Annotated in this window: 24 protein-coding genes and 2 pseudogenes; 17 read left to right on the top strand and 9 right to left on the bottom strand. The window is 42.3% G+C overall.

Annotated features, from left to right (window positions below; all coding sequences use genetic code 11):
* Positions 1 to 76: 76 nt before the first annotated feature.
* The 10 genes from R3289_RS10950 to R3289_RS10905 all read left to right on the top strand — a co-directional run bounded on the left by R3289_RS10950 (position 77) and on the right by R3289_RS10905 (position 9707).
* Complete coding sequence (locus tag R3289_RS10950; RefSeq protein WP_318925536.1) at positions 77 to 268, top strand: hypothetical protein; 192 nt, start codon at positions 77 to 79, stop codon at positions 266 to 268.
* Between the two features lie 269 nt (positions 269 to 537).
* On the top strand, positions 538 to 819 hold the full coding sequence (locus tag R3289_RS10945) for an HlyU family transcriptional regulator (RefSeq protein WP_318925535.1): 282 nt from the start codon (positions 538 to 540) through the stop codon (positions 817 to 819).
* 481 nt (positions 820 to 1300) lie between these two features.
* Positions 1301 to 2854, top strand: coding sequence for a Re/Si-specific NAD(P)(+) transhydrogenase subunit alpha (gene pntA / locus R3289_RS10940; RefSeq protein ID WP_318925534.1), 1554 nt, complete (start codon positions 1301 to 1303; stop codon positions 2852 to 2854).
* Positions 2855 to 2864: 10 nt separating this feature from the next.
* Positions 2865 to 4238: a Re/Si-specific NAD(P)(+) transhydrogenase subunit beta gene (gene pntB, locus R3289_RS10935; RefSeq protein WP_318925533.1), complete on the top strand. Its 1374-nt coding sequence runs from the start codon at positions 2865 to 2867 to the stop codon at positions 4236 to 4238.
* A 225-nt stretch (positions 4239 to 4463) separates the two neighbouring features.
* Positions 4464 to 5903 (top strand): sensor histidine kinase VxrA, encoded by a 1440-nt coding sequence (vxrA, locus tag R3289_RS10930; RefSeq protein WP_318925532.1) that lies wholly within the window; start codon positions 4464 to 4466, stop codon positions 5901 to 5903.
* Positions 5878 to 6537 carry a response regulator transcription factor gene (locus tag R3289_RS10925; protein ID WP_318925531.1) on the top strand — a complete coding sequence of 220 codons (660 nt, stop codon included), beginning with the start codon at positions 5878 to 5880 and terminating at the stop codon, positions 6535 to 6537. The genes vxrA and R3289_RS10925 overlap by 26 nt, the downstream gene beginning before the upstream one ends.
* A gap of 5 nt (positions 6538 to 6542) precedes the next feature.
* On the top strand, positions 6543 to 7406 hold the full coding sequence (locus R3289_RS10920; protein WP_318925530.1) for a DUF2861 family protein: 864 nt from the start codon (positions 6543 to 6545) through the stop codon (positions 7404 to 7406).
* 124 nt (positions 7407 to 7530) lie between these two features.
* Positions 7531 to 8748, top strand: a complete 1218-nt coding sequence (locus R3289_RS10915; protein WP_318925529.1) for an NnrS family protein — start codon at positions 7531 to 7533, stop codon at positions 8746 to 8748.
* Positions 8749 to 8862: 114 nt separating this feature from the next.
* Positions 8863 to 9036 (top strand): YoaH family protein, encoded by a 174-nt coding sequence (locus tag R3289_RS10910; RefSeq protein WP_107283006.1) that lies wholly within the window; start codon positions 8863 to 8865, stop codon positions 9034 to 9036.
* 155 nt (positions 9037 to 9191) lie between these two features.
* Positions 9192 to 9707 carry a phosphohydrolase gene (locus R3289_RS10905; RefSeq protein ID WP_318925528.1) on the top strand — a complete coding sequence of 172 codons (516 nt, stop codon included), beginning with the start codon at positions 9192 to 9194 and terminating at the stop codon, positions 9705 to 9707.
* Between the two features lie 57 nt (positions 9708 to 9764).
* Here R3289_RS10905 and nadE read toward each other — a convergent pair whose 3' ends face one another.
* Positions 9765 to 10601 (bottom strand): ammonia-dependent NAD(+) synthetase, encoded by an 837-nt coding sequence (nadE, locus tag R3289_RS10900; protein ID WP_318925527.1) that lies wholly within the window; start codon positions 10599 to 10601, stop codon positions 9765 to 9767.
* A 216-nt stretch (positions 10602 to 10817) separates the two neighbouring features.
* Between nadE and R3289_RS10895 the strand changes: the two genes are divergently transcribed.
* Positions 10818 to 11354, top strand: a complete 537-nt coding sequence (locus tag R3289_RS10895; protein ID WP_318925526.1) for a nicotinate-nicotinamide nucleotide adenylyltransferase — start codon at positions 10818 to 10820, stop codon at positions 11352 to 11354.
* A gap of 24 nt (positions 11355 to 11378) precedes the next feature.
* Complete coding sequence (locus tag R3289_RS10890) at positions 11379 to 11918, top strand: hypothetical protein (RefSeq protein ID WP_318925525.1); 540 nt, start codon at positions 11379 to 11381, stop codon at positions 11916 to 11918.
* Positions 11919 to 12023: 105 nt separating this feature from the next.
* Here R3289_RS10890 and R3289_RS10885 read toward each other — a convergent pair whose 3' ends face one another.
* Positions 12024 to 12728, bottom strand: a complete 705-nt coding sequence (locus R3289_RS10885) for a hypothetical protein (RefSeq protein WP_318925524.1) — start codon at positions 12726 to 12728, stop codon at positions 12024 to 12026.
* 273 nt (positions 12729 to 13001) lie between these two features.
* Between R3289_RS10885 and R3289_RS10880 the strand changes: the two genes are divergently transcribed.
* Positions 13002 to 14114 (top strand): 1-acyl-sn-glycerol-3-phosphate acyltransferase, encoded by a 1113-nt coding sequence (locus R3289_RS10880; RefSeq protein WP_318925523.1) that lies wholly within the window; start codon positions 13002 to 13004, stop codon positions 14112 to 14114.
* Positions 14115 to 14217: 103 nt separating this feature from the next.
* Here R3289_RS10880 and R3289_RS10875 read toward each other — a convergent pair whose 3' ends face one another.
* Positions 14218 to 14640, bottom strand: coding sequence for an OmpA family protein (locus R3289_RS10875; protein ID WP_318925522.1), 423 nt, complete (start codon positions 14638 to 14640; stop codon positions 14218 to 14220).
* 243 nt (positions 14641 to 14883) lie between these two features.
* A complete protein-coding gene (locus R3289_RS10870) occupies positions 14884 to 15816 on the bottom strand; it encodes a LysR family transcriptional regulator (protein ID WP_318925521.1) in 933 nt (310 codons plus the stop codon).
* Between the two features lie 506 nt (positions 15817 to 16322).
* Here R3289_RS10870 and chrA point away from each other — a divergent pair.
* Positions 16323 to 17471 carry a chromate efflux transporter gene (gene chrA / locus R3289_RS10865; protein ID WP_318925676.1) on the top strand — a complete coding sequence of 383 codons (1149 nt, stop codon included), beginning with the start codon at positions 16323 to 16325 and terminating at the stop codon, positions 17469 to 17471.
* Positions 17472 to 17736: 265 nt separating this feature from the next.
* Here chrA and R3289_RS10860 read toward each other — a convergent pair whose 3' ends face one another.
* From R3289_RS10860 to R3289_RS10845, 4 genes and pseudogenes are all read right to left on the bottom strand, one after another.
* Positions 17737 to 18276, bottom strand: a complete 540-nt coding sequence (locus R3289_RS10860) for a DUF1439 domain-containing protein (protein ID WP_318925520.1) — start codon at positions 18274 to 18276, stop codon at positions 17737 to 17739.
* Between the two features lie 577 nt (positions 18277 to 18853).
* Positions 18854 to 19729, bottom strand: a complete 876-nt coding sequence (gene rpoS / locus R3289_RS10855; protein WP_318925519.1) for an RNA polymerase sigma factor RpoS — start codon at positions 19727 to 19729, stop codon at positions 18854 to 18856.
* A gap of 425 nt (positions 19730 to 20154) precedes the next feature.
* Positions 20155 to 20349 carry a hypothetical protein gene (locus R3289_RS10850; protein ID WP_318925518.1) on the bottom strand — a complete coding sequence of 65 codons (195 nt, stop codon included), beginning with the start codon at positions 20347 to 20349 and terminating at the stop codon, positions 20155 to 20157.
* Between the two features lie 17 nt (positions 20350 to 20366).
* Positions 20367 to 20483: pseudogene (locus R3289_RS10845) on the bottom strand (AAA family ATPase); the annotation flags it as partial.
* Between the two features lie 179 nt (positions 20484 to 20662).
* On the opposite strand from R3289_RS10845, the gene R3289_RS10840 reads away from it, so the two are divergent.
* The 3 genes and pseudogenes from R3289_RS10840 to R3289_RS10830 form a co-directional block, all read left to right on the top strand.
* Positions 20663 to 21163, top strand: coding sequence for a GNAT family N-acetyltransferase (locus tag R3289_RS10840; RefSeq protein WP_318925517.1), 501 nt, complete (start codon positions 20663 to 20665; stop codon positions 21161 to 21163).
* Between the two features lie 513 nt (positions 21164 to 21676).
* Positions 21677 to 22294 (top strand): homoserine/homoserine lactone efflux protein, encoded by a 618-nt coding sequence (gene rhtB, locus R3289_RS10835; RefSeq protein WP_318925516.1) that lies wholly within the window; start codon positions 21677 to 21679, stop codon positions 22292 to 22294.
* A 25-nt stretch (positions 22295 to 22319) separates the two neighbouring features.
* Positions 22320 to 22397 (top strand): annotated as a pseudogene (locus tag R3289_RS10830) (IS6 family transposase); the annotation flags it as partial.
* Positions 22398 to 22903: 506 nt separating this feature from the next.
* On the opposite strand, the gene yciH reads toward R3289_RS10830, so the two are convergent.
* Positions 22904 to 23227: a stress response translation initiation inhibitor YciH gene (yciH, locus tag R3289_RS10825; RefSeq protein ID WP_318925515.1), complete on the bottom strand. Its 324-nt coding sequence runs from the start codon at positions 23225 to 23227 to the stop codon at positions 22904 to 22906.
* Between the last annotated feature and the right edge of the window lie 119 nt (positions 23228 to 23346).

Here is a 23346-nt window from a genome sequence, read left to right as displayed (position 1 = left end):
TTTGTCATTTTTTAGGTGCAGTAAAAGCGGCTACCATGAGCTCAATTCAATAAGAAACCAAATATGAGAGGCAATCATGGCACAGGTAATGAATTTCGACACCATCGCAACGCCTACCGCAATGGATAAGAAAGCCTATGCGGTTAATATCAAAGGATTGATTGCACACGTACTAGATATATTGTTTGGTGGTTCAAAAACACCAAACCAATATAATGTATCCGATTTACCGTCTCATCTTCAAAAAGATATCGGTCTTTATCGCTAATCGGAACATATCAAAAAATTAAGTATAAGACGCCAGCATTTGCTGGCGTTTTTGTATCTGCACTTAGGCCTGTCTACTTTCAAAAGTTGCAATTATGTTGATAATACACTGAGTTCAGTATTTTTATCTGGGTTGTTAAATGATTGTTATTTGATGTCGGTATTTTAATAGAATTTTTTTGTCATAATTTTATCTTGGTATAATTATTTTCAGTAAGATTATGGCATGATGTTGACGAATGTGTTGGCAGCCTCAAGGAGAGCGAATCAGTGGGCTTTTTCTCAAAACTGTTTGGTTTAGACAAAAAAAAGAAAACAGTTGAAGTTGAACCAGTGGAATACGAAGGTTATTTGATCTATCCCGAGCCAATCGCAGAGGGTGGTCAATTTCGTATTGCGGGACGCATTTGCAAGCAGATAGATGGCGAAGTGAAGACACATACTTTTGTTCGCTCCGATCTGTTGAGTTCTCGCCAGGATGCCGAAACATTCATGTTGAACAAAGCAAAAATGTTCATTGATCAAAATGGCGACATGATGTTCAGCAACTGAAGTCAGATCGTAATATTTTGACAGCCTGTGATCATCGTTACTCGTTAGCGTTTTTCCCGGCTAGTGATTTTGCTTTTAAATGGTTAGTTGTAATACACAGCAAGACTTTCATTGCCCTATAGGGCAGCTTCATCAAGAATTGATGTCCCTTAATATTTAAGTGGTTCTTTAGTGTCTATTCTTGAGGTGTTTTAAACAGACATATTTTATGTGAAGTGTGTATTTTTTGGGCTATATGGTGCTTTACTGCGTTTTAGATGGCATTTTTACAGCGTTTAAGGCGTATATTGTTATTTTTTAACGTGGTTTGACCTCTGTCCAGGTGTTAAAAACGTTCTTTTCTTTCTGTTAGAAGGTAACATTCGTTGTTAATTACAGCGATTTGTTAAGGTTTTTCGTATTTTTCTTACAAAGCACTTGATATTGCTTTGCTGGTTGGATACAAAACCAATACTTCTATGCCAATGTTCAGGGAATAAAAATGCAGATTGGTGTGCCTAAAGAGATACTCGTAAATGAAACACGAGTTGCTGCGACACCGAAAACGGTTGAGCAGCTGTTAAAAATGGGGTTCAGTGTTGCTGTAGAGCATAACGCTGGTATTCACGCAAGTTTCGACAATGCCGCTTTTGAAGCAGCAGGTGCGACAGTCGTATCAACTGAAGAAGTATGGCAATCAGATCTTATTCTGAAAGTAAATGCTCCTCAGGTGAACGAAGAAACAGGTGTTGATGAATTTGATCTGATCAAAGAAGGTGCAAGTATTGCGAGCTTCATTTGGCCGGCTCAAAACAAAGAGTTGCTAGAAAAACTAGCGACCAAAAAAATCAATGTCATGGCGATGGACTCAGTGCCGCGTATTTCTCGTGCTCAGGCGCTTGATGCACTTAGTTCAATGGCTAACATCGCAGGTTATCGTGCTGTTGTTGAAGCGGCTCATGAATTTGGTCGTTTCTTTACCGGTCAAATTACCGCTGCGGGTAAAGTGCCCCCTGCGAAAGTGTTAGTGGCAGGAGCGGGTGTTGCCGGTCTTGCTGCTATCGGTGCTGCAGGTAGCCTTGGTGCTATTGTTCGTTCTTTCGATGTGCGTCCTGAAGTTAAGGAGCAAGTTGAAAGTATGGGAGCACAATTCCTTGAAGTTGATTTTAAGGAAGACACCAGCACTGGCGATGGTTACGCAAAAGAAATGTCTGATGAGTTCAACAAAGCGGCTGAGCGTTTATACGCTGAGCAGGCTAAAGATGTTGATATCATCATTACCACGGCGCTTATTCCGGGTCGTCCTGCTCCGAAATTGATCACCAAAGAAATGGTTGATTCAATGAAGGCGGGTAGCGTGATTGTTGACCTTGCGGCGGCGAATGGCGGTAACTGTGCCTATACCGAAGCCAATAAAGTTATCACTACCGCTAATGGTGTCAAAGTGATTGGTTATACCGATATGGTTGGTCGCCTGCCGACACAATCATCTCAGCTTTATGGTACAAACCTGGTTAATCTTATTAAGCTTCTGTGTAAAGAGAAAGACGGTAACATTAACATCGACTTTGACGATGAAGTGTTACGTGGTCTGACCGTTATTAAAGAAGGTGAAGTTACCTGGCCTGCGCCACCAATAAAAGTTTCCGCAGCACCGCAAGCGCCTGCCGCGAAAGTTAAACCAGCGGTTGAAGTTAAAGAACCTGCTTCTCCGGTTAAAAAATACGGAATAATGGCCGCGGGTATTGCCGCATTTGGTTGGATTGCGAGTTACGCACCTGCAGAGTTCCTTGCACACTTTACGGTCTTCGTACTGGCTTGTGTGGTGGGTTATTACGTTGTCTGGAATGTTACTCACGCACTTCACACGCCGTTAATGTCGGTGACTAACGCAATCTCGGGCATCATCATTGTTGGTGCACTGTTGCAGGTTGGTCAGGGGATTGGTTTCGTTACCTTCCTGGCATTTATCGCCGTTCTAATTGCAAGTATCAACATATTTGGTGGCTTTTTTGTTACCAAGCGGATGCTTGAAATGTTCCGTAAAGATAAATAAGGAGTAACACATGTCTGCAGGAATCGTACAGGCGGCATACATTGTTGCTGCGGTGCTATTTATTATGTCTCTTGCGGGTCTTTCTAAGCAGGAAACCGCACGGGCTGGTAACTATTACGGCATGGCCGGTATGGCTATCGCGCTTGTGGCGACGATATTTGGCCCTGATGCTCAGGGTACTGGCTGGATCATCCTTGCGATGATCATCGGTGGTGTGATTGGTCTCTATCTGGCGAAGAAAGTTGAAATGACCGAGATGCCAGAACTGGTTGCCATTTTGCATAGTTTCGTCGGTCTGGCGGCTGTTCTGGTTGGTTTCAACACGTTCTTCGATCATGGCGAGCTAACTGGCGCTTTATTGAATATTCACCTTGTTGAAATCTTCCTGGGTGTATTCATCGGTGCTGTGACTTTCACCGGCTCGATTGTGGCTTTCGGTAAGTTACGTGGCATTATCTCTTCCAAGTCATTGATGCTTCCTCACCGTCATAAGCTTAACTTGGCGGCAGTAGTCGTTTCATTACTACTGATGGTGTACTTTGTAAATGTAGAAGGTTCTACCTCCGCACTTATTATTGTCACTCTTATCGCATTTGTTTTCGGCTATCATTTGGTTGCATCAATCGGTGGCGCAGATATGCCAGTGGTTGTGTCGATGCTCAACTCATACTCAGGTTGGGCCGCGGCGGCAGCTGGCTTCATGCTGGCAAATGATCTGTTAATCGTAACGGGCGCGTTGGTCGGCTCTTCTGGTGCAATTCTGTCTTACATTATGTGTAAAGCGATGAACCGTTCTTTTGTTAGTGTAATTGCAGGCGGTTTTGGTACTGTTGCTGTTGCCTCTTCAGATGAAGAACAAGGTGAACACCATGAAGCATCGGCTGAAGAAGTGGCTGAAATGCTCAAAGATGCACGATCTGTCGTTATTACTCCAGGGTATGGTATGGCAGTTGCGCAGGCTCAGTATCCTGTTCATGAAATCACAGATAAATTGCGTGCTAAAGGCGTGAATGTCCGTTTTGGTATTCACCCGGTAGCCGGTCGTCTTCCTGGTCACATGAACGTATTGCTTGCCGAAGCAAAAGTACCTTATGACATTGTTCTGGAAATGGACGAGATTAACGATGATCTTAGCGAAACAGATGTTGTACTGGTCATCGGCGCGAATGATACAGTCAACCCCGCCGCAATGGACGATCCAACCAGTCCAATCGCGGGTATGCCAGTATTAGAAGTGTGGAATGCTAAACACGTTATTGTGTTCAAGCGTTCAATGAATACCGGTTATGCCGGGGTTCAGAACCCACTGTTCTTCAAAGAAAATACGCAAATGTTATTTGGTGACGCCAAAGATAGTTGCTTGAAGATTATTGAGCACCTGTAATCATTTCGATAACTCGTTAAAATGAAAGGGGAGCCAGTCGGCTCCTCTTTTTTGTTTGTCGTGAACAGGTGTAAAATAGGAGTTGGTACTGTTATACCAAATCAAAAATGTTGCTTATTGGGCTGTATTATTCTTCTGCGAAACTTGGATCAATCAATGCGTAAGCGTTTTATACTACTGACAATTTTATGACATTGTGTTGTGATTGAATGATAAACTGATTGGATGAAAAAGTATGCGCTGTTAATTTTACTCATTGTTTCAGGGGCCTGTTCTGCTGCAGATCTAAGCTTGCCTGATCGTTTAAGTGCGGTACGCTCTGACTTGTTCAAGAGTGAGCCGTTAGCGACATACGATTTTCGTCAGTTACAAAGTTTATATCCTACACCGTTACTCTTACCATCTAGCCTGCTTCCGCAATCAGCTAGCTATCCTCTGAATTCAATAAAACGGCTTTATCAGAATTCGTTAACGTGTAAGGGGCCGTGGCCGGTAAGCCCTTTAGTAACACAGCCTGTGGTTTTTACCCGAGCGCTCTGTAACAATACAGTGTTACCTAAAGGCTGGTTTGTACGGTCAGGTTATATTCATCCCGGCGGCGGTAGTTATGCCTCACGTTATTTGGAAAAGTATCCAGACAGTGTCGACAGCCTGACTGAGTATTTGCATATTCAGGAGCGGGCACTGTCACCAACCAATACGGTGCTGGGTCGATTGCAACGGATGAGCAGTGAAGAAATAACCGTTTTTAGTGCCGGCGCAGACGCTTTTATTTCAAATGGTGAGCTATGGTTCCGAAATGGCAATCAATACCATGTGTATGATCAACCGACATGGTCACTTGTGTTAAATCGGTACGATATCTATTTTAAGCGGCTAAACAAATCAGATTTTTGTCTCGTAAAAAGCGGTAACATCTGCTGGCAAGAAGAAGATAAGTCGCATTTAACCTTTTACTTGTTAATCAGTTTGCTGGTTATTAATGTGGGCTTATTAATTGGATGGATAGCCTACCGTTGGCAGATCCGTCGCAGAGCAATGCAGGAACGTATGCTTGTATTGCAGATCCTGACTCACGAACTCCGAACACCGATTGCAAGCTTAGCGATGACGGTAGAAGGCTTTCGGCGTCATTTTGATGATTTACCTGAGTCACTGTATGATGAGTTCAGGCGTTTAACTGAAGATTCAAGACGACTACGTCAACTTGCAGAAGCCAGCAAAGACTACCTGCAGGCAAATCAACAAGAATTAAGTGTTCACCAGGTAGATTCATTTAATGAGTGGATCGAGTATCTAAGTGAACCTTATGATGTAACACTGGCTTTATCTGAAGATATGGCAGTAAAAGTCAATATTTACTGGCTGGGTACCTGTATCGACAACTTATTGTCTAATGCTCAGAAATATGGTGTTGCACCAATGACATTGACCTCATCGTTCAATGATGGAAAGTTGATTGTAAGAGTGGAAGATCAAGGACTACTGGGGCCCAATGACTGGGCTAGATTGAGAAAACCCTTTGTCAGTGAAAAAGGCTTAGGGCTTGGTCTTACAATCGTTGAATCGATGATCCACAGAATGGGTGGACGACTGAAATTAGAAGGTCCGCCTACAACGTTTATTTTGGAGATACCGTGTGAATCAAACCCTGCTACTGGTTGAAGATGACCGCAACCTTGCTGATGGTTTACTCGAGAGTTTAAAGCAAGCTGGTTATGAATGCCTTTATGCCGATTGCGCGAGTAAAGTTGCAGACTTATGGCAAAGTGCAGACCTGGTGGTACTTGACCGTCAGTTACCGGAAGGTGATTCATTAGACTTTTTGCCTGCTTGGCTGCAAATCAAACATGTACCTGTCATTTTATTAACGGCAATGGTGTCTGTCACAGACAAAGTCATTGGCTTAGATTCAGGTGCAAAAGATTATTTAACCAAACCGTTTGCTGAAGAAGAGTTGCTTGCTCGAATTCGGGTCCACCTCCGTAATGGAGAGCAGGAGGCGGAGGCTGCGAACATTATCGCAGTTGGAGATACTATAATTAACCTAGATAGTCGCGAAGTACAGCAGGCGGGTGACACTGTCACTTTGACGCGTACTGAATTTGAACTGCTACTGTTTCTCGCCAGACATGCAGGCCGCGTGTTTACCCGTGACGAACTTTTAGATCAGGTTTGGGGCTATAATCACTATCCAACAACTCGTACTGTTGATACTCATATTTTGCAGTTACGTCAAAAACTTGCAGGTATTGAGATCGAAACGTTGCGAGGTGTCGGCTACCGCATGAAATCTTGAAACCAATGGCCAAGTTTTTTTTTACTTGTACGCTTCTCTTGTTGCACTCGGCGCTATTCGCGCCGAGAGCTTACGCTACATGGTTTGCAGGCAAAGATCTGTACACCACAGCACATCAACGCTTACTGGAAGGTGAAACTTCGGCCAGTTTTGAATCGATGATCCAGGCCTGGCAGCAGACACCGAATGCTGAACAACGCATTAATCTTAATAATCTGTTAGAGCTTGCAATATCAGAAGATTGTGGCCATAGCCTTGAGCAAAAAGTGTTGCCGCAATGGTTGTCAAAACTTTCCATTCAGCGCGAGGTGATTCAGAACCTGAACCAGGTTACGTTCAAAGTATCCATCATTGGAATGACTCAGGCTAAAATCAAGTCAATCAGATTAACCAAATGGCCCGATGAAACGATGATGGACCGCTCTCCTGCGATAGAAGAAGGGGGCTATTTTTCAGTTGAGGCTCGGCGATTAGAAAAACCAGTGAATGCGGGTTTGTATAAATTAGCGATTAATGCGGAAGGTGATCAAGACTGGATCAGCTGGATACTATTAACAGAACCTTCTTTTAAGCAGCGCATTGGTTGGAAAGACAGTAAAAACTGGCGTATTGAACGAGGTCAGTTATCTAACTCGGCATGTCCGTCACCGGCGTTATCCATCAACTTATATGATCTGAATGATACGAGCTGGACCCCATTATGGACCGAACAAGTGGATGGAAAACTACCAACAACTTTACCGAAAATTGATGTTCCTGATGGCCGATACTGGTTAAGCGTCGGGTTAATCGATAGTCGCTGGCAAGGCGAAATATCGATTCTTGATATACAACGTATTACTCGGCCAGTTGATTACCCCGATTTTTAGCCTGATTAGCAGGCTAAAACCGGCAACTCTTTTTTAGCTTTGGCTTATATTTAAATGTGTATTTTAATTACCTCTTTAAAGGTGTATGATTTATGCATGTTTAAGTGTGGGTCAAGGTATACCGATGATGCAAATTTTAGATAACGAGAAAGAACAGCGAATTACCCCCTTTTTTAGATTAGCTTTTCGTCCGTTTTTTCTTGGTGCAAGTATTTTCTCTGCAGTCTCAATGACTGTCTGGGCTCTGTTCTGGTCTGGTACCGCCGATGTTTCTCAGTTGATGTATGGGAGTCCCATTTGGTGGCATAGCCACGAAATGCTGATTGGTTTTACCTGTGCCATCATTATCGGCTTTTTGCTGACGGCAGTTCAAAACTGGACCGGTAGCCCCGGTATAAGAGGAGGGAAGCTGGCCGTTATTTTCCTGTTCTGGCTTGCCGCTCGTATCGGTCTACTGTTGGGCACGCCGAACATTATTTGGATGGTCATTGATCTGATCTGGATCCCACTAGCCGCTTACTTCCTGGCGAAGCCAATCGTGCAGCGAAAACAGTGGAACAATGTATTTTTTGCCCCTTTACTGCTGGTATTAACATACCTGAATGCAAAGTTGCACCTTATTAGTTTGGGACTGACCTTTGGTGCTGAGCAATATGATCTGCGTTCAACGGCGTTATCGATCGTTACTATTATTTCCGTTATTGTGCTTGTTGTTGGTGGCCGTGTTATTCCATTTTTCACCTGGCGAGGTACCAATACGGAACAAATTACACGCATTACGGCGATTGAATTGCTGGCAATGCTACCAAGCTGGTTACTGGTATTAAATGTGTTATTGCCCGTACCTCAGGCAATCAACCAGGTTACTCTGCCTGCGTTATTTATAGGAACCGGCTTTACCCATCTTATTCGTTTTGTGCGCTGGAGAAGCTTTCAGACACTGAAAACGCCGTTGTTATGGTCATTGCATACAGCTTATATCTTTATGATTATTGGCATGTTTATGCTAGGTCTGCACTTTATGTCCGGCGATATTAGTTACAGTGTAGCGTTACACTTTATTACCGTCGGCGGTATCGGTGGCATGATCTTAGCGATGATCGCCCGTGTGTCTTTAGGGCATAGCGGACGTCGACTACAGGTAGGGCGCTGGATTGTTTGCGCTTTCATTGCAATTATTCTTTCGGCATTAGCCCGCACGGTTATGATTTTGTTTCTGCCGTCTTTGGCTATAAACGGCTACGTGATCTCGGCGATATTATGGGTGATCGCGTTCACCATCTTTTCTGTGCTGTATTACCCTGTGTTAACACAACCACGTCTTGATGGCCGTCCGGGTTAACACTTGCTCTAGGCTACTTGGGTATAGTGACAGGCGAGTAACTGCAGGCAAAGAGTGACAAGCTTCATGTTTAGCCCTAGAATGATCACCCTTTAGAGATGCAGAATAATAGCTATGTTTAATAATGTGCCTACTTTGAATCACGAAGAACAACAAAAAGCCGCAGACCGAATTCATGAGTTTATGGCCAATGGCATGAGTAGCGGAGAGGCTATTTTGATTGTCGCTAACGAAATCCGCGAAGCTGCAGCCAAGAAACAGGCTGAGCAAACAAGCGAAGAAGAATAATCCCAATCGGCTCCTTTCAAGGAGCCGTTTTTTTTCAAAATGTGCGTTAAATCTCATACACTTCATGTAAATTTAGTATATTCAGTCTCGCTGGAATAAAATATCTGTTGGGTGCTTTTCGCTCAGCTGGATAATCGTTTTAGTTAGGGGGCAGGATGAATAACCGTTATATCAAAGCGCGTACACTGGCCAGAGCTAAGCATACTGGACAAATGTATGGCAACCTGCCTTATTATGTTCATCTCGAAACCGTCTCTCGCCTTGCAAGTCCTTTTGGTATTGATGCAATGATTATTGCCCAATTACATGATGTCATGGAAGATACTGAAACTAGTGTTGATGAACTTGCCGCTGATTTTGGTTTTCTGGTTGCTGATGCCGTTCAATACATGACTGACGGTAAATTAGAAGAGAGAGCAAAGCGAAAGATAGATATTAATCAACGCTTAGGGCTGTTGGATACCGCTGAAGAAGCGGCCCGATTGGCTTTGATCGTAAAAACCTGTGATCGGTTAGCGAATGTCAGGGCGAGTAAAAGTAGCTCAAAACGGCATTATGATATGTATCGGGAAGAGCACCCTTCGTTTAAAAAAGCGGTTTACCGAAAAGGATTATGTGAAGCACTTTGGTGGGAGCTTGATAGCCTGATTGATAACCATTTTGACGTTTAAGTGAAAAATGAAGGCTTGCTCGCTGATAGAAGCCTTCATAAGTTACTTTAAACGGCGTTATTCGTTATCATAAATTGTCGGGATTGGCTGACGCTTGTGTTGGGTGGCCAGATAAATTTCGACAAGACGTTCTGCAACCTCGGTCTCGACAGGTTTGCCTTCCAGGAAGTCATCAATCTGATCGTAAGTTACCAGAAGTGCATGTTCATCGGGTTTCTGTGGTGCCAACTCCTCCAAGTCTGCTGTTGGTATCTTTCTTACCAGCAAGTCAGGTGCACCCAGTGCCGCAGCAAGTTGGCGAACTTGACGTTTGTTCAGACCAAACAAAGGCGCAAGATCACAAGCACCGTCACCAAACTTGGTATAGAATCCCGTAATATTCTCAGCCGAATGATCGGTACCCAATACCATGCCACCGACAAGCCCCGCAATTTCATACTGGGCAATCATCCGGGTACGTGCTTTTACATTACCCTTCACAAAATCTATCTTGGCGTGGCATGAAGGAAGCAGTTCCGTGCCTTCCAGCGCAGCTAAAGTACTCGCATGCGTACCGTCTACACCGTCCTTGATATTCACGCTAACAGAATGAGATGGTTTAATGAAAGAGAGGGCTAACTGAGCTTCATCTTCATCGTGCTGCTCGCCGTATGGAAGACGTACTGCGATAAATTGATATTCTTGAGAGTTACTTTCGTCATTCATTCTGTTAATAGCCAGCTGAGCCAGCCGTCCACACAGCGTTGAGTCAACGCCACCGCTGATCCCAAGAACAAGGGATTTACAGCGGGCTTGCTTCAATTTATGTTGAATAAAGCTGATGCGGCGTTGAATTTCAAAGTCAACGTCAATTTCGGGCAATACGCGCATTTCAGCGCGAATAAGCTGTTCCATAGTAATGAATCCTTAAGTGGGCTTAGCCCAATTTTTAATCAGTTAAATGGGTTTAATACGAAAAAGTGAATTTTTACATTAAACCTTTGGCAAAATCATGCGATAACTCTAAGGCAGGATCAATGCTGAATTGCGAATAAAATTTAAATTGAAGCGATTTCTACCAAACAAAGTGAAATTCGTTTGGAAATAGTATAAAAAGAGGCCATTCAAGCGATGACGCATTCTACTGCCGTTTTCGGAAGTGCATTTAACCCACCCAGTTTGGGGCACAAATCTGTATTGGAACGACTCAGCCACTTTGATCAGGTATTGCTGCTTCCTAGTTATGCCCATGCATGGGGGAAGGTCATGCTAGATTACGATGCGCGTTGTGAGTTGGTTGAGGCGTTTATTGAAGATCTGAATTTGCCCAACCTGTTTCTTTCAAGACTTGAAGAAGAAATGGCTGTTGCTGATGAGCCAATTACTACGTATGCGGTATTAACCGAACTGCAGAAGCGAATGCCTGATACTGAATTAACCTTCGTTGTTGGCCCGGACAACTTTATAAATTTTAATAAGTTTTATAATTCAGAACAGATATTGGCACAGTGGCAAGTTCTGGCATGTCCTGAAACAGTAAGAATACGAAGTACGGTAATAAGAGATAATATTGTCAAAAAGCGTCCTATTTCACATTTAACAACACCAAAAGTAGCTAGACTTTTGTTAACCGATGAGCGATATTTTTTCGATAAGGCTGAAGGCTGAAGGCTTTTTTGTATAAGGCATAATTTGAATCGTTGTAAGATAAAGCTACTTACATTCTTGGTTTTAACTGTTGTTTTTGTTTCGTGGGAAGTATTTGCATTACCCTGTAACTACTACGATTCTGAACAATTGTCTGCTATGCCTGACGATGAAGTGCAGATTTATCTTCAATCTTGCTCATTGTATTCATATGATCACCGAGAACATCCAAGGGCGGATGATATAGCATTCAGAACCGAACTAAATTCAGATTGGACCGAAGATAAAGAAGCAACTGGCAGCGAATTCTGGGAAGACTGGGCAGGAGATGGTGACTCGCCGTTTCTTATTAATAAATCAGCTTCTACTTTTTATGGATTAGGAGCTTGGATACCGAAAAAATATGATCAGCAAGAGATCGATACTATTCAAGATGCTCAGAAGTGGCTTAGAAATCACGGTTTACAGATGAGCTTCGGTGTGGGTGGTGAAGATCGCCTATCACCCAGATTTCGCGTTGATTACCGCTGGCATCAAGATGAAAAGAACGATCTATTCTTGCAAGTCGAAATACCGTTCCAGTAATTTCATTCTCTCGCGACTAAGAAAGCGACATATCCATGCCGCTTTTTCTTGTCAGACTCTTTTACCATTCGCATAGCCAGACTTTAGCCCGGTTAGACATTACCGTTAAAACGATTCGCCCGTAATCGGCTGGGCCAGCGCTTTTAACGTCTCAACAGAGGTATGTAGTTGTTCTGCAATTTGAGATAATTTTCGGCCTGAGCGAGATAGCTTTAATGCTTCACGTAACATAATGCAGGTTTCGAACTCATGAAGCGTTACATCAAGCAGTTTTGCCAGTTCAGTCTGCGCTGCAGAGTCAATAACCTTTTTACCCGTCAATAAAGCTGCTAGCGAATCATGATAATTTTTTGCTAAATGCGGCGAAGCAAATTTTGAGCTAACCTTAAGTTGCGTTGCTTGGTCACCGATAACACGTAACAATCGTCCATAAGGATCTTTCCAGTTTTGTTTTGATTCTGGACTATTGGCGAGCTCAACTAATACCGAACTTAGCAAAGCTGTTATTTTAAAAAAGCCGGCTTCTTTGCACAGCGAACTGAACATAACATCGGTCTGTTCAGAAGCCGTAACACGGGCTGAGATCTCAACTTTATAGAACTGGCTGCCAGGAAGTATAGTCAAAGCATGCAGACAATCGAAAGGGATCCAGAAACCTGTTCCTTGAGAGAGCAAGAACTCTTGTTTACCTAAGCGAATTAATGCAGATCCTTTTGTCACAACAATCATATACGATGTGTTGCTTTTACGACGAGGCCCTACATAAAGGTAAGTCTGATCGTTTTTAGTAAACTCAATTGCCTGTTTCATAATGACCCTCTAGCAGAATAGCCCGCACATAGTGTTATGTTTTCCTCGGAGCGTCAACATCAGACAAGCCAATGGCTGAGAAATTAATGATTTTCACATTAAACTGATGACTTAATAGCTAACAAAAATCGATAAAATGCGCTAAAGTGGCTAAAAATCACGCTTAATGACCTGGTATGACCTCCAACCACCGTGCTTGTTGCGTCATGTCATTGGGTAATTTCCCATTTCTAAGTAAAATGAGCCCGTTTTTACTACAGACGAAGCATAATTGTGCAAACAGATAACGATATATATAAAGAAATTCGTCCCTATAACGATGATGAAGTGAGTGGCGCTATCTCACGTCTCATTGACGATAAAGAATTTATTACGGCAATTTTACATTACCGTTTTCCTTTACTCTCCGGCATTTTCGGATGGCTACTGACCCCAATAATCAAGCGCTTCTTAGTCAAGAAATGGTCGAACGTTAAAACCGTTAAAGATGTTCAATATCAGGTTTCCAAATACATGAAGGGAACGATAGATCACTCATGTGACGGCGTCACATTTAGTGGGCTTGATAAGTTGGACCCGAATCAAGCGTATCTTTTCGTTTCAAACCACCGTGATATTGCGATGGATCCCGCTATGGTCAACTGGTGCCTTTTTCATGATAACTATAAAACTGTTCGCATTGCGATAGGTGACAACCTACTTAAAAAACCGTGCGTGACAGAGTTGATGCGTTTGAACAAAAGTTTCATTGTAAAACGTTCGGCCAAAGGGCCTCGCGAAATGATGAAAGCGATTGGTTTGCTGTCTAGTTACATAACGCACTCGCTGGAAACTGGGAATTCTATCTGGATTGCACAGAAGGAAGGCCGTGCGAAAGACGGAAACGATAGAACAGATCCCGCGATCTTAAAAATGTTCAATATGGAGGGGCGTAAGCGTAAACAGCCTTTCCCTGAATTTATGGCAAGTTTAAATATCGTTCCTGTGGCAATCTCTTATGAGAATGATCCATGCGATGTTGCGAAAGCGAATGAACTTTATGAAAAACAGACTTCAGGCTCTTATGAAAAAGGTGAGTTTGAAGATATTGAAAGTATTATTCAGGGAATTGTGGGGCAGAAACGCCACATCCATATCAGCTTTGGCGATGTCATTACATCGTCATTCGATACACCAGAAGAACTGGCTGAAGAAATTGATCGCCAAATTACGGCTAATTATCGGCTATTCCCTGCAAATTATATTGCTGCTGGTATCGAAGACGAGTCTGTCACGGAAGAAGAAAAAGCAAGGTTTGAAGAAAAGCTTTCTGCACTTCCTGCCGGCGTCGCCAGCATTCTCAAAAACATGTACGCATATCCGGCTTTGAAAAAGAACAATAAGTAATACCAATAAACGAAGGCGATAGCATAAAACTATCGCCTTATTGTTTTTCGATAACGGATCTTAGTTGGTAAACTGTGTTCAATAATGTCAGTTACAATGACTTCTAATACAGTTCACCTCCTGTAATGGTACTCAGAGTTCTCACAATGGCTTTCGGAGAAATAACTTCAACTCGCCGATTATGCTGTTTTGCCTGTTCACTATCCCCCATACTTAGTGGCTCATCGTTACCTAAAGCAACAAGTTGTATCCGATCTTCATCAATACCGAATACCGATGAAATGTATATTGCTACGCTGAAAGCTCGCTCAAAAGAGAGTGTTAAATTGTATTCGGCAGAACCTTCGTCATCGCTATGTCCAATCACGATTAACTGACTATCCGGATGCTGCTTCAAGCGTATCGCAATGGGGTCAAGAGTTCGCTGGTTATCAATGCTTAATTCGTAGCTGCCTTGTTCAAAAAAGACAACTTCACGTTTCTCAGGTAGATTAACCAATAACATTTTTGGAGCTGGAGTCGTCACAAAGGAGGGCTCATTAGTGACACTGTCACCTTTATTGGTTGCATTATAAGATCCACTGCAACCGAACAGGTTGAATAGTAGAATGAAAAAAATTAAAGATGGAGTTACATTACGAAATTCAGTCATTTGAGAACCTGAGGAACATAAGCCTTTCATTTAGGTTTAGAACATTCAGCAGGAAACACAATGCAATTAGTGAAAAGAAGCAAAGAAAGGGTGGTATAACCACCCACACGGATTGCTTTAGTCGTTGTCAGTTATCGGGTTTATTTTTCGATAAGGCGGTTGAGACATACGTTCAGACATAAAATCGATGAAGCATCTTACTTTCGGTGCCAAATACTTACGCCTAGGGTATACCGCATAAATTGGCAGCTCAACATCAGCTTTCCATTCGGGCAGCAACTGAACGAGCTTGTTGGTTTCAAATTCATCGGTGAGCAGGTAAGTAGCAAGATACGCGATACCCAAACCTCTTTTTGCGGCTTCCAATACAGCTGGCGCATTGTCTATGCGGTAATTACCACGAGCCCGAATGGATTGATGAACCCCATCACGGGTAAATTCCCAGTTGATGTATTTACGTTCACGGCTCTGATAAGTAATGCAGTTATGATGGCGTAAATCACCGGGTACTTTGGGGGCACTATGTTCAGCCAAATAATCGGGGGAAGCGACAACAACAAATTTACAATTAGATAGTTTTCTCGCCACCATGCCTTCAGGCGGATGCTCATGAATCGCAACCCAGCAATCAAAGCCTTCTTCCAACAGGTTAGGGCGATGATCAAATAAGCTGACTTCCAGTTCTAAATCGGAATGGGCTTTTTGAAATTCGGCTAAGGCCGATGTGATGTTCGAATTGCCGAATGACTGGCCAATACCAACACGAAGCACACCTTTCACTTCATTACGATAGCCCGCCACCATAGCTTCCGCTTCATTGACGATATCTAGCAGTTGCTGGCCATATTCACAGTACTGTAATCCAATATCCGTTAATGCAACTGTGCGGGTGCTGCGCTGTACCAACTGACACCCAAGTCTTTCTTCAAGAAAACGAATTTGCTTGCTGACCTGAGATTTAGAGATAGCAAGCCGTTCTGCCGCACGAGTAAAATTTTGCTCGTGACCGACTGTTGCAAGGATAACCATTTGTTGAAGATTTTCTAGCATAGTGGAGAACCATTAGAACTGATTTGGGAAGTATACCACTGATATACGTAAGATTTAATAAACAGTGTGTTTGGTTCGTCACACTGTAACAGAATAAATAAGGGGGCGGTCTTACATCAATTTACCGTTGTAATTTAATTTGTAAATAATCTTGGCGAACAACACCTTACTTTATAAAACTTAAACAGATTGGCACTAATGCTGATCCATTCCAGTAGGTGTTGAACAGTGTTTTTTACTCTAAAACAGTCAATTATAGTGTGTGCTCACTCCTGTCGATATTTTAACAAAATCAATTAAAACAATGTCTTGTTGCCATTGTCTTTGTGAGTAAACAATTTGTGGTAATTATTTCTAATAAAAGTACAAAACAGCGCTGTACGGGATTATATTCTGATCCATTGCATGATCTTCCTTTGAATTATTTTTATTGATTGTATGAATCAAAACTAACGATTTTATCAATCCAATACCGACGGTTAGTATACGAACCAAAAGGAGGTAACATGTTCAACGTCTTATGGCATTTCTTTGTTTTAGGTTTGTATAGTTTTGGTGGCCCAGCCGCTCACATTGGTTATTTTCATAGAGAGTTTGTACAGAAGTTAAAGTGGCTGAAAGAAGAAGATTTCACCCATGCGGTTGCTTTATGTCAGTTTTTACCTGGACCGGCCAGTAGCCAGCTGGGTATGTATGTGGGTTATAAAAAAGCCGGTTATGCGGGGGCGCTCGCTGCTTTTATGGGGTTTACGTTCCCATCCTTTGTCTTGCTGACATTCTTTGCGATGGCGAATCATAAGTTCAATAATGTCGAATACGTTAATACATTTATTCAAGCTGCGAAACTTCTTGCTGTTGTGGTGGTTGCCGATGCTTTGTTGGGTATGACGAAGAAGCTCATCACCGATAAACAAACTATTATTGTGGCATTGCTAACGGCAATATGGGCATTTTTCAGCATGGGTTTAATAGGGCAGATTATCCCCATTCTTCTGGCCGCTTTGGTTGGTTTTATGATGTCTTTTATATCGGCTAAAAATAGCCTCCGGGGGATAAAGAATGAATCTATTCGGCCTAATATTCTGATCTTGGGGATATTTCTATTTTTCTTACTGGGTATGCCGTTACTGACCACTGACTCACCGTTAGCAGCCATTTTTAACGTATTTTATCAGGCGGGCAGTTTTGTTTTTGGGGGCGGGCATGTGGTATTACCTCTACTTCAACCGATGCTTGAAGATATGGTTGAACCAGACACATTCATTGCTGCTTACGCGTCGGCTCAGCTAGTTCCTGGTCCTATGTTTACTATGGCCAGTTATCTAGGTGCAGCAGCATTAGGAACCGCACCAATTATGGGCAGTGCTATCGCTACTATCGCGGTATTTATGCCAGGAAGTTTATTACTATTTGCATTCTTACCTGCCTGGAAAGCGCTCTTCAGTCATTCTCGTTTAACTGTGGCGATCAAACTGGTAAATGCTTGTGTTGTTGGCTTGTTGGCCAGTGCATTTGTAAAGCCCGTGATGACAACATCGATTGGTTCGCCGGCTGATATGGCAGCAGTTACTGTGGGGTATGGATTAATTAAATACGGTCGATGCCCGGTTTGGCTGCTAGCGATTATGTTGTTTTTCTATAAGTTATTTATATAGGATTTAAAGCCATATAGCCGCTCGATATTGGAGCGGCTTAACTTTTACCGTCTTAAAATAAAAGTTCATGAAGGAAATGTTTCTCTGCACGCTGTGTCCAAGTAGATGTGCTAACGCACTATAACTTACTAAATGATTTTCTCAGACAAACTCTCAGTACATTGATGTATCAATACACCATAAATTTATAAATAATCATAATGTTTGTTACGGAAGGGGCCTGACTGACATCTTCACTATGTTTAGGTAGATGAACCGAGGCTTACTATAAACCAATAACAATCTCATGATTTTTAATGATTAATTCAGGTTTTGCTGTTTTTAGCAATGACTGTTTTATGTCGTTTTCATTTAACCGATATACCGGTCTTGTTGATAGAAATTGCCCCACAATAGCAACGATGGGTGATATTAATTGCTTATTGGCAAAAATGCCTAGGTCGTCAGGTGTTACATTGAGGGATTCGACATTTAAATCGTTTAGGTAAATAGCGCCTTCATCCTCGTCGTAGTAGGGGGTTGCGCTGAAACTGATATCCACTTCAACCTTTTGTTTCGGTTGGCCTGTGATCATCAGTTCGGCCTGACTTTTAGCATCTAAATTCACTCTATCTTCGGCAATACGCCCGATGCCAACTTTAATATCATTAAAAATGATATTGGCATGAGCTATGCCTTTTATACCAATTGTTCTTTCAAAGTTCGTGCGACTATCAAGGTAATCTTGGATTTCAGATTCTGTGACGCTGTAACTCGCACATCCGGCAATAAGTAGTGCAATAATGGCGGAAATGATGTGCTTCAATTTTTTACCTATCAAATATTCAGGCTTAAGTATATTGATAAGTATCAGCAATTATTTATATTGTTGCCATAATATTTGAAAGAATCTGTCAAAAACAGTATTTAAACTCTAGCTTATAAAGTTTTTCTAGCTTGTTCCTATATTTTTCACCCTGTTTTGATGTGTATTTCTGACGCATTTTATGGTTGATCTTAATGATTTTGTCTTTTGTTTCGCGACATTTCTGCTTCTTATTGGACTTGGCTTCTAGCGGTAGTGCAGGGTTAAGTAAGAATATCAGGATAACTCCCAGCATTATTGTTTTGTATTTCATTTGTTTCTCTCATTCCATCAGGGGATGAACATAGATACACGATGCTAATGCTCTGTAGCAAGGATATAACTATCATGATATTTAATATGCTGATCTCACTCTGGAAAATGGGGATGGCACTTCAAAAGTTGTTACTACAGTGAGATCTTGATCAAGTCTATAAGCAAGGCTGAAAACGATAAAATAGGGTTTCAGGAGGTTCTGAACAAGAGCACCAAATTATTTAGTGCTCCTATTTAAGTGACAATGTCATGCGGTGTGGTGTTACGCAGTTTCGGCGAAAAGAGTTGCCATATCGTAATTATCGCGATGCAGGGTGTTCTTAAGTTTCTTCAAAGAGCTAACCTGTAGTTGACGAATGCGTTCACGCGTTAAGCCAACTTCATCGGCAACTTGTTGAAGTGTTTGGGCTTCATACCCCAGTAACCCAAATCGACGGCAAAGAATTTCGCGATCTCGTTGATTTAAACTCTCTAGCATTGCCATAGCCAGCTTACGAACATCAAGTTGATCGACATGCGTTTCAGGGCTAGTTGATGAATCATCAGCAATGAAGACTGAAATCGACTGAGAATTAGCGTCATCACCAATCGTCTGATCGATAGAAATTACCGGCGCATCATAAGCAAGCACTGAAGTGATATCGTCGACACTACGTTCAAGCTCTTTAGCGACTTCTTCATGGCTAGGATCATGACTGGTATTCTTCATCAACCGCTTATGCGTTCTAAAAATAGTATTGATTTCTTTAGAAACGTGCACAGGCAAACGGATTGTACGGGCTTGGTTATGGATAGAGCGCTCAATGGTCTGCTTTATCCACCATGTGGCATAGGTAGAAAAACGAAAGCCCCGCTCAGGGTCATATTTATCAACCGCTGTTATCAGCCCGATGTTTCCTTCATCAATCAGATCACTAAGTTGCATTCCACTACCGCGGTATTTCTTAGCAATACTCACGACAAGGCGTAAGTTACTCTCAATCATGACCTTTTTAGCCGCCATATCACCAGTAAGACTTTTACGGCTATACAAGATCTCTTCTTTTTTGGTAAGGAGGGGCTTATGTGCAATTTCTCTTAGGTACAACTGAATTACATCAGCATCGAAGCTTTGTGTTTCATGTTTAACGATATCCATATCGATCCCCTAACTGCAAATTGTACGGAGGTACTTCTCTTATATTTATTTGCAACACCAATAAACATTAACATACACCAAGGGTATATTCTACATGTTGAGTATATCGATGTATCAAATTGGAATGAAACTTAGGTATATAATCAAGGCAGGAGCGAAAATACTTCATTACTTCAACTGATGGCGACATTGCAATAGATGATGCGGTTAATAATGCATAGCGTGATAATGAAACTAATTGTCAATTATCAAATATTTATCTCCACTCCATTGAAATGGGGTCTATCCGAAGAAAAGTCTCAAATAGTGGTAGGATATTGCGGAAGGCGAGGGCAGTACTATATGGTTACTTGGAAAGTGTTTTAGCTCACGAGAGGTGACGGCGTCACTAATGGGTTTTCTGGGCCCCAAAATAATTCATCGGGTCAGACAAACCTTAATCTGCTCCCTGCTTCATGTTCCTCAAGTTCATTAATCAGGTTATCCAGCTGTTTCCTGTGACTTACAATTAAATCCATAGCCTGTTTTTCGGCATGGACTAAAAGCTCTTTTACTGCCTTATCAACCGACCGGGCCGAATTTTCGGAAAAGTGGCGTGGCTGGGCTATTTCTTTACCCAAAAACGGATGCTCCTCACTATTTTCAGAATGGCAATACGATCATTACGGTCAGGTAATTCCAGCACCACATGACGATCGAAGCGCCCCGGACGTAAAATAGCCGGATCCAGTACATCCGGTCGATTGGTTGCACTTTTAATTCAACATGCTGTGCTTCAATAACTTGTAGGTTATTGATTATTAATGCCAAAAGTCATAGCATGGCTTAAGTGGAAGTTATCGATTCGACAGATTATTTACCTTGTTATGTCGAGGTATTCGAAATCGGACCGTTGAATACAATGTTATTCATCTCGAAATAAGAGGGTTATCAGTGAGTAGAATAATAATTCGTCATAGTGAGCCTAAAGATGCTCAAGCAATTAAAGAGATTTATGAGTGTGTGAACGCTTATTCAGGGACACTTCAATTACCATATCCATCTGGTAGTGTATGGGAGTCACGAATAGCGAACATACCGGAAAATGTTTATAGCTTTATCGCCGAAATGGACGGGAAAATAGTTGGCAACTTGGGCTTTGAACTTTGTAAAAATCCTCGTCGTCGACATGCCGGCTCTTTTGGTATGGGTGTTCGGGATGAGTATCAAGGTAAAGGGATCGGTAGTGCGCTTTTATCTGCTTTAATTGAGTTAACCGACAAATGGCTCAATGTAAGACGTATTGAGTTGACCGTATATACTGACAATCATTCAGCTATCGCATTGTACAAAAAATTTGGTTTTGTCGTTGAAGGTGAGTCACAATACTACGCGTTCAGAAATGGTCAGTACATAAGTGTTTATCATATGGCACGCATTGGCAGCAATACATAAACAATCAAGGTAATGCATTACACTTGGCAGTTTTGGCATGGCGTTCAAATCTCAACCTGATTCGCAACACGTAAATTTTTAATACCCAAAGGCTAGGGAAGTCGCTTAGCTTTCTTGGCTTGAGCCTTGCGATAAGTGACCACGTTAGAGCACACCGGCACATAATCCAGTTCGCATGGTACTCATCAAACGTCGGCCTTCGGGCGAGACAATCACACAGCGGTGTTCATCAATCTGAAAACCTTGCCTACGGGTATCATCCGGCTGATAGCTACGGGAACGGATGTGTCAACCCAAGTTTGTGAAAAACGATTAACACAAATAGATGCATCAAGATCGCTCAACTTGAGGTCTGGGTGTGATTTGTGTGATAATTAAATGTGACAGTGAATTAGTAAGGGCTTAGATATGTTGCAGCCAGATCTTCCTGTTTCAAATTTCTGACGTATACGATGATTGGGTTGGTACGCCCCTGCTTTTTTCTAATTATTTTCTCTGATTTTGGAATTTTTTGTGAATATTGAAATTTGGGTCGCCTATTTCAGTGCGACGGTTATATACAGTCTGATACCTGGTTCAGGTACAATTAATTCAATCAACAATGGAATGGTATATGGTCTTCGAAAATCAGTGATTTCGATTATTGGTCTGCAAATTGGCCTTGCGTTCTATATCATCCTCATCGGCATGGGGGTAGGCGTACTTGTTTCACAGTCGGCTATCGCGTTTACGGCAATCAAGTGGGTGGGGGTGACTTATCTTATCTGGCTGGGGATCCAAAAGTTCCAGGAAAATGCCACCACTAGCTCAGTTGGCGCACCACTGGAAACCTCTGAATGGAGGCTGTTCAGGAAGGCAATTGTAGTGAACCTTACCAATCCAAAAACAGTCATTTTCTTTGCCGCTCTGCTGCCGCAGTTTCTTGATCCTACAGGTTCACAAAACCTGCAGATTATCCAAATGGGAACAACAACTATCGTGGTAGATACTTGCGTGATGTTGATCTACGTCATCTTGGCCGCCAAGCTGTCCAGATACATCCAGTCTCCACGGATCTTAAAAAAGCTCAACCGCGTTTTTGGCTCGATGTTTATCAGTTGCGGTGCCCTGCTGGCTGCGGCTAAGGCATAGCTCCAAAAGCTAATTAAAAACCAGCAACTCATACGCCAATGCGATAGCCCGCTTGAAGAAGGAGCGACGACTGCGAGCTGATGTCGAGCAGCGGCAAGTGAAATCTGCTCGTCGGATTCGTTTATCACAAACATCTCGGATAGCATTCAGGCGTAAAATCTCTTTGTCATTCATAGTTACCAACATCGTTTGTTAACCTCACATCGACCAGATAGATACTGATCACCGTAGGAAAAACAGGACATTTTCACTTTGCAGAAAAGAGACACTTTAGCTTTGTGGCTACACCCTCAGTGCGCATTATGTACCTTATGTTAAATAGGTAGTTATGAATGATGACCCATCATGATGACCCATCATGACGGCCTTTAATATTCAGCTGTAATTGATGCTCTGTCCTCTTCATTTTACCATTGAGCAAACTAGTACGGTGAATTTAACAGTATTTACTATTTACCATAAAATAGGTAATAAACACTTTCTTTTTAGTCCTGCTGCAAATGGTCAGTTTGCCTGGTTCTACAAAGTCTGTGTTTATTCTTGTACTGCGATTTGGTTTGAGACTAATGCCAAGAAAAAAGCCTGAAGAACTTTCAGGCTTTAAAGTGATTATCCCCCCGCAAGTTTTACGGTGTGACCTTTTTTTTCTAACGCGGCTTTGATGATATCGCGTTTATCGCCCTGGATCTCAATTGTTCCATCTTTGACGGAACCGCCGCAACCGCAAACTTTCTTGAGCTCTGCAGCTACAAGTTTAAGTTGGGCATCTTCCATGTCCAGTCCTGTGACAATACAAACACCTTTGCCTTTACGGCCTTTGGTTTGGCGCTGAATGCGAACAATGCCATCACCAGCTTGGCGTTGCGGTGCGACTTTTTCTTCTTTGATTCGGCCTGTTTCTGTTGAGAATACTAAGCGGCTGTTATCATTCATTATATAACAATCTCGTGATTTTCTATGATTTGTGAGTCTGGTAACTAAGACTACCCATGTACCTTGCGCATTACCAGTTAAGGAATATTATCAATAAAAGGTAGTTGAACGGAAACGCT

The sequence above is a fragment of the Photobacterium sp. genome (assembly GCF_033720175.1).
Lineage (GTDB): Bacteria > Pseudomonadota > Gammaproteobacteria > Enterobacterales > Vibrionaceae > Photobacterium.
The sequence above is the reverse complement of the archived record's forward strand: the minus strand, read 5'-3'. Positions and strand labels throughout refer to the sequence as shown.

What these genes read in the sequence shown, in the direction of transcription:
- vxrA (WP_318925532.1), top strand. Translation starts at nt 4,464, where the DNA reads ATGAAAAAGTATGCGCTGTTAATTTTACTCATTGTTTCAGGGGCCTGT.
- R3289_RS10950 (WP_318925536.1), top strand. Translation starts at nt 77, where the DNA reads ATGGCACAGGTAATGAATTTCGACACCATCGCAACGCCTACCGCAATG.
- R3289_RS10920 (WP_318925530.1), top strand. Translation starts at nt 6,543, where the DNA reads ATGGCCAAGTTTTTTTTTACTTGTACGCTTCTCTTGTTGCACTCGGCG.
- rpoS (WP_318925519.1), bottom strand. Translation starts at nt 19,729, where the DNA reads ATGGATATCGTTAAACATGAAACACAAAGCTTCGATGCTGATGTAATT.
- chrA (WP_318925676.1), top strand. Translation starts at nt 16,323, where the DNA reads ATGTTCAACGTCTTATGGCATTTCTTTGTTTTAGGTTTGTATAGTTTT.
- R3289_RS10915 (WP_318925529.1), top strand. Translation starts at nt 7,531, where the DNA reads ATGATGCAAATTTTAGATAACGAGAAAGAACAGCGAATTACCCCCTTT.
- pntB (WP_318925533.1), top strand. Translation starts at nt 2,865, where the DNA reads ATGTCTGCAGGAATCGTACAGGCGGCATACATTGTTGCTGCGGTGCTA.
- yciH (WP_318925515.1), bottom strand. Translation starts at nt 23,227, where the DNA reads ATGAATGATAACAGCCGCTTAGTATTCTCAACAGAAACAGGCCGAATC.
- R3289_RS10905 (WP_318925528.1), top strand. Translation starts at nt 9,192, where the DNA reads ATGAATAACCGTTATATCAAAGCGCGTACACTGGCCAGAGCTAAGCAT.
- nadE (WP_318925527.1), bottom strand. Translation starts at nt 10,601, where the DNA reads ATGGAACAGCTTATTCGCGCTGAAATGCGCGTATTGCCCGAAATTGAC.
- pntA (WP_318925534.1), top strand. Translation starts at nt 1,301, where the DNA reads ATGCAGATTGGTGTGCCTAAAGAGATACTCGTAAATGAAACACGAGTT.
- R3289_RS10895 (WP_318925526.1), top strand. Translation starts at nt 10,818, where the DNA reads ATGACGCATTCTACTGCCGTTTTCGGAAGTGCATTTAACCCACCCAGT.
- R3289_RS10910 (WP_107283006.1), top strand. Translation starts at nt 8,863, where the DNA reads ATGTTTAATAATGTGCCTACTTTGAATCACGAAGAACAACAAAAAGCC.
- R3289_RS10870 (WP_318925521.1), bottom strand. Translation starts at nt 15,816, where the DNA reads ATGCTAGAAAATCTTCAACAAATGGTTATCCTTGCAACAGTCGGTCAC.
- R3289_RS10885 (WP_318925524.1), bottom strand. Translation starts at nt 12,728, where the DNA reads ATGAAACAGGCAATTGAGTTTACTAAAAACGATCAGACTTACCTTTAT.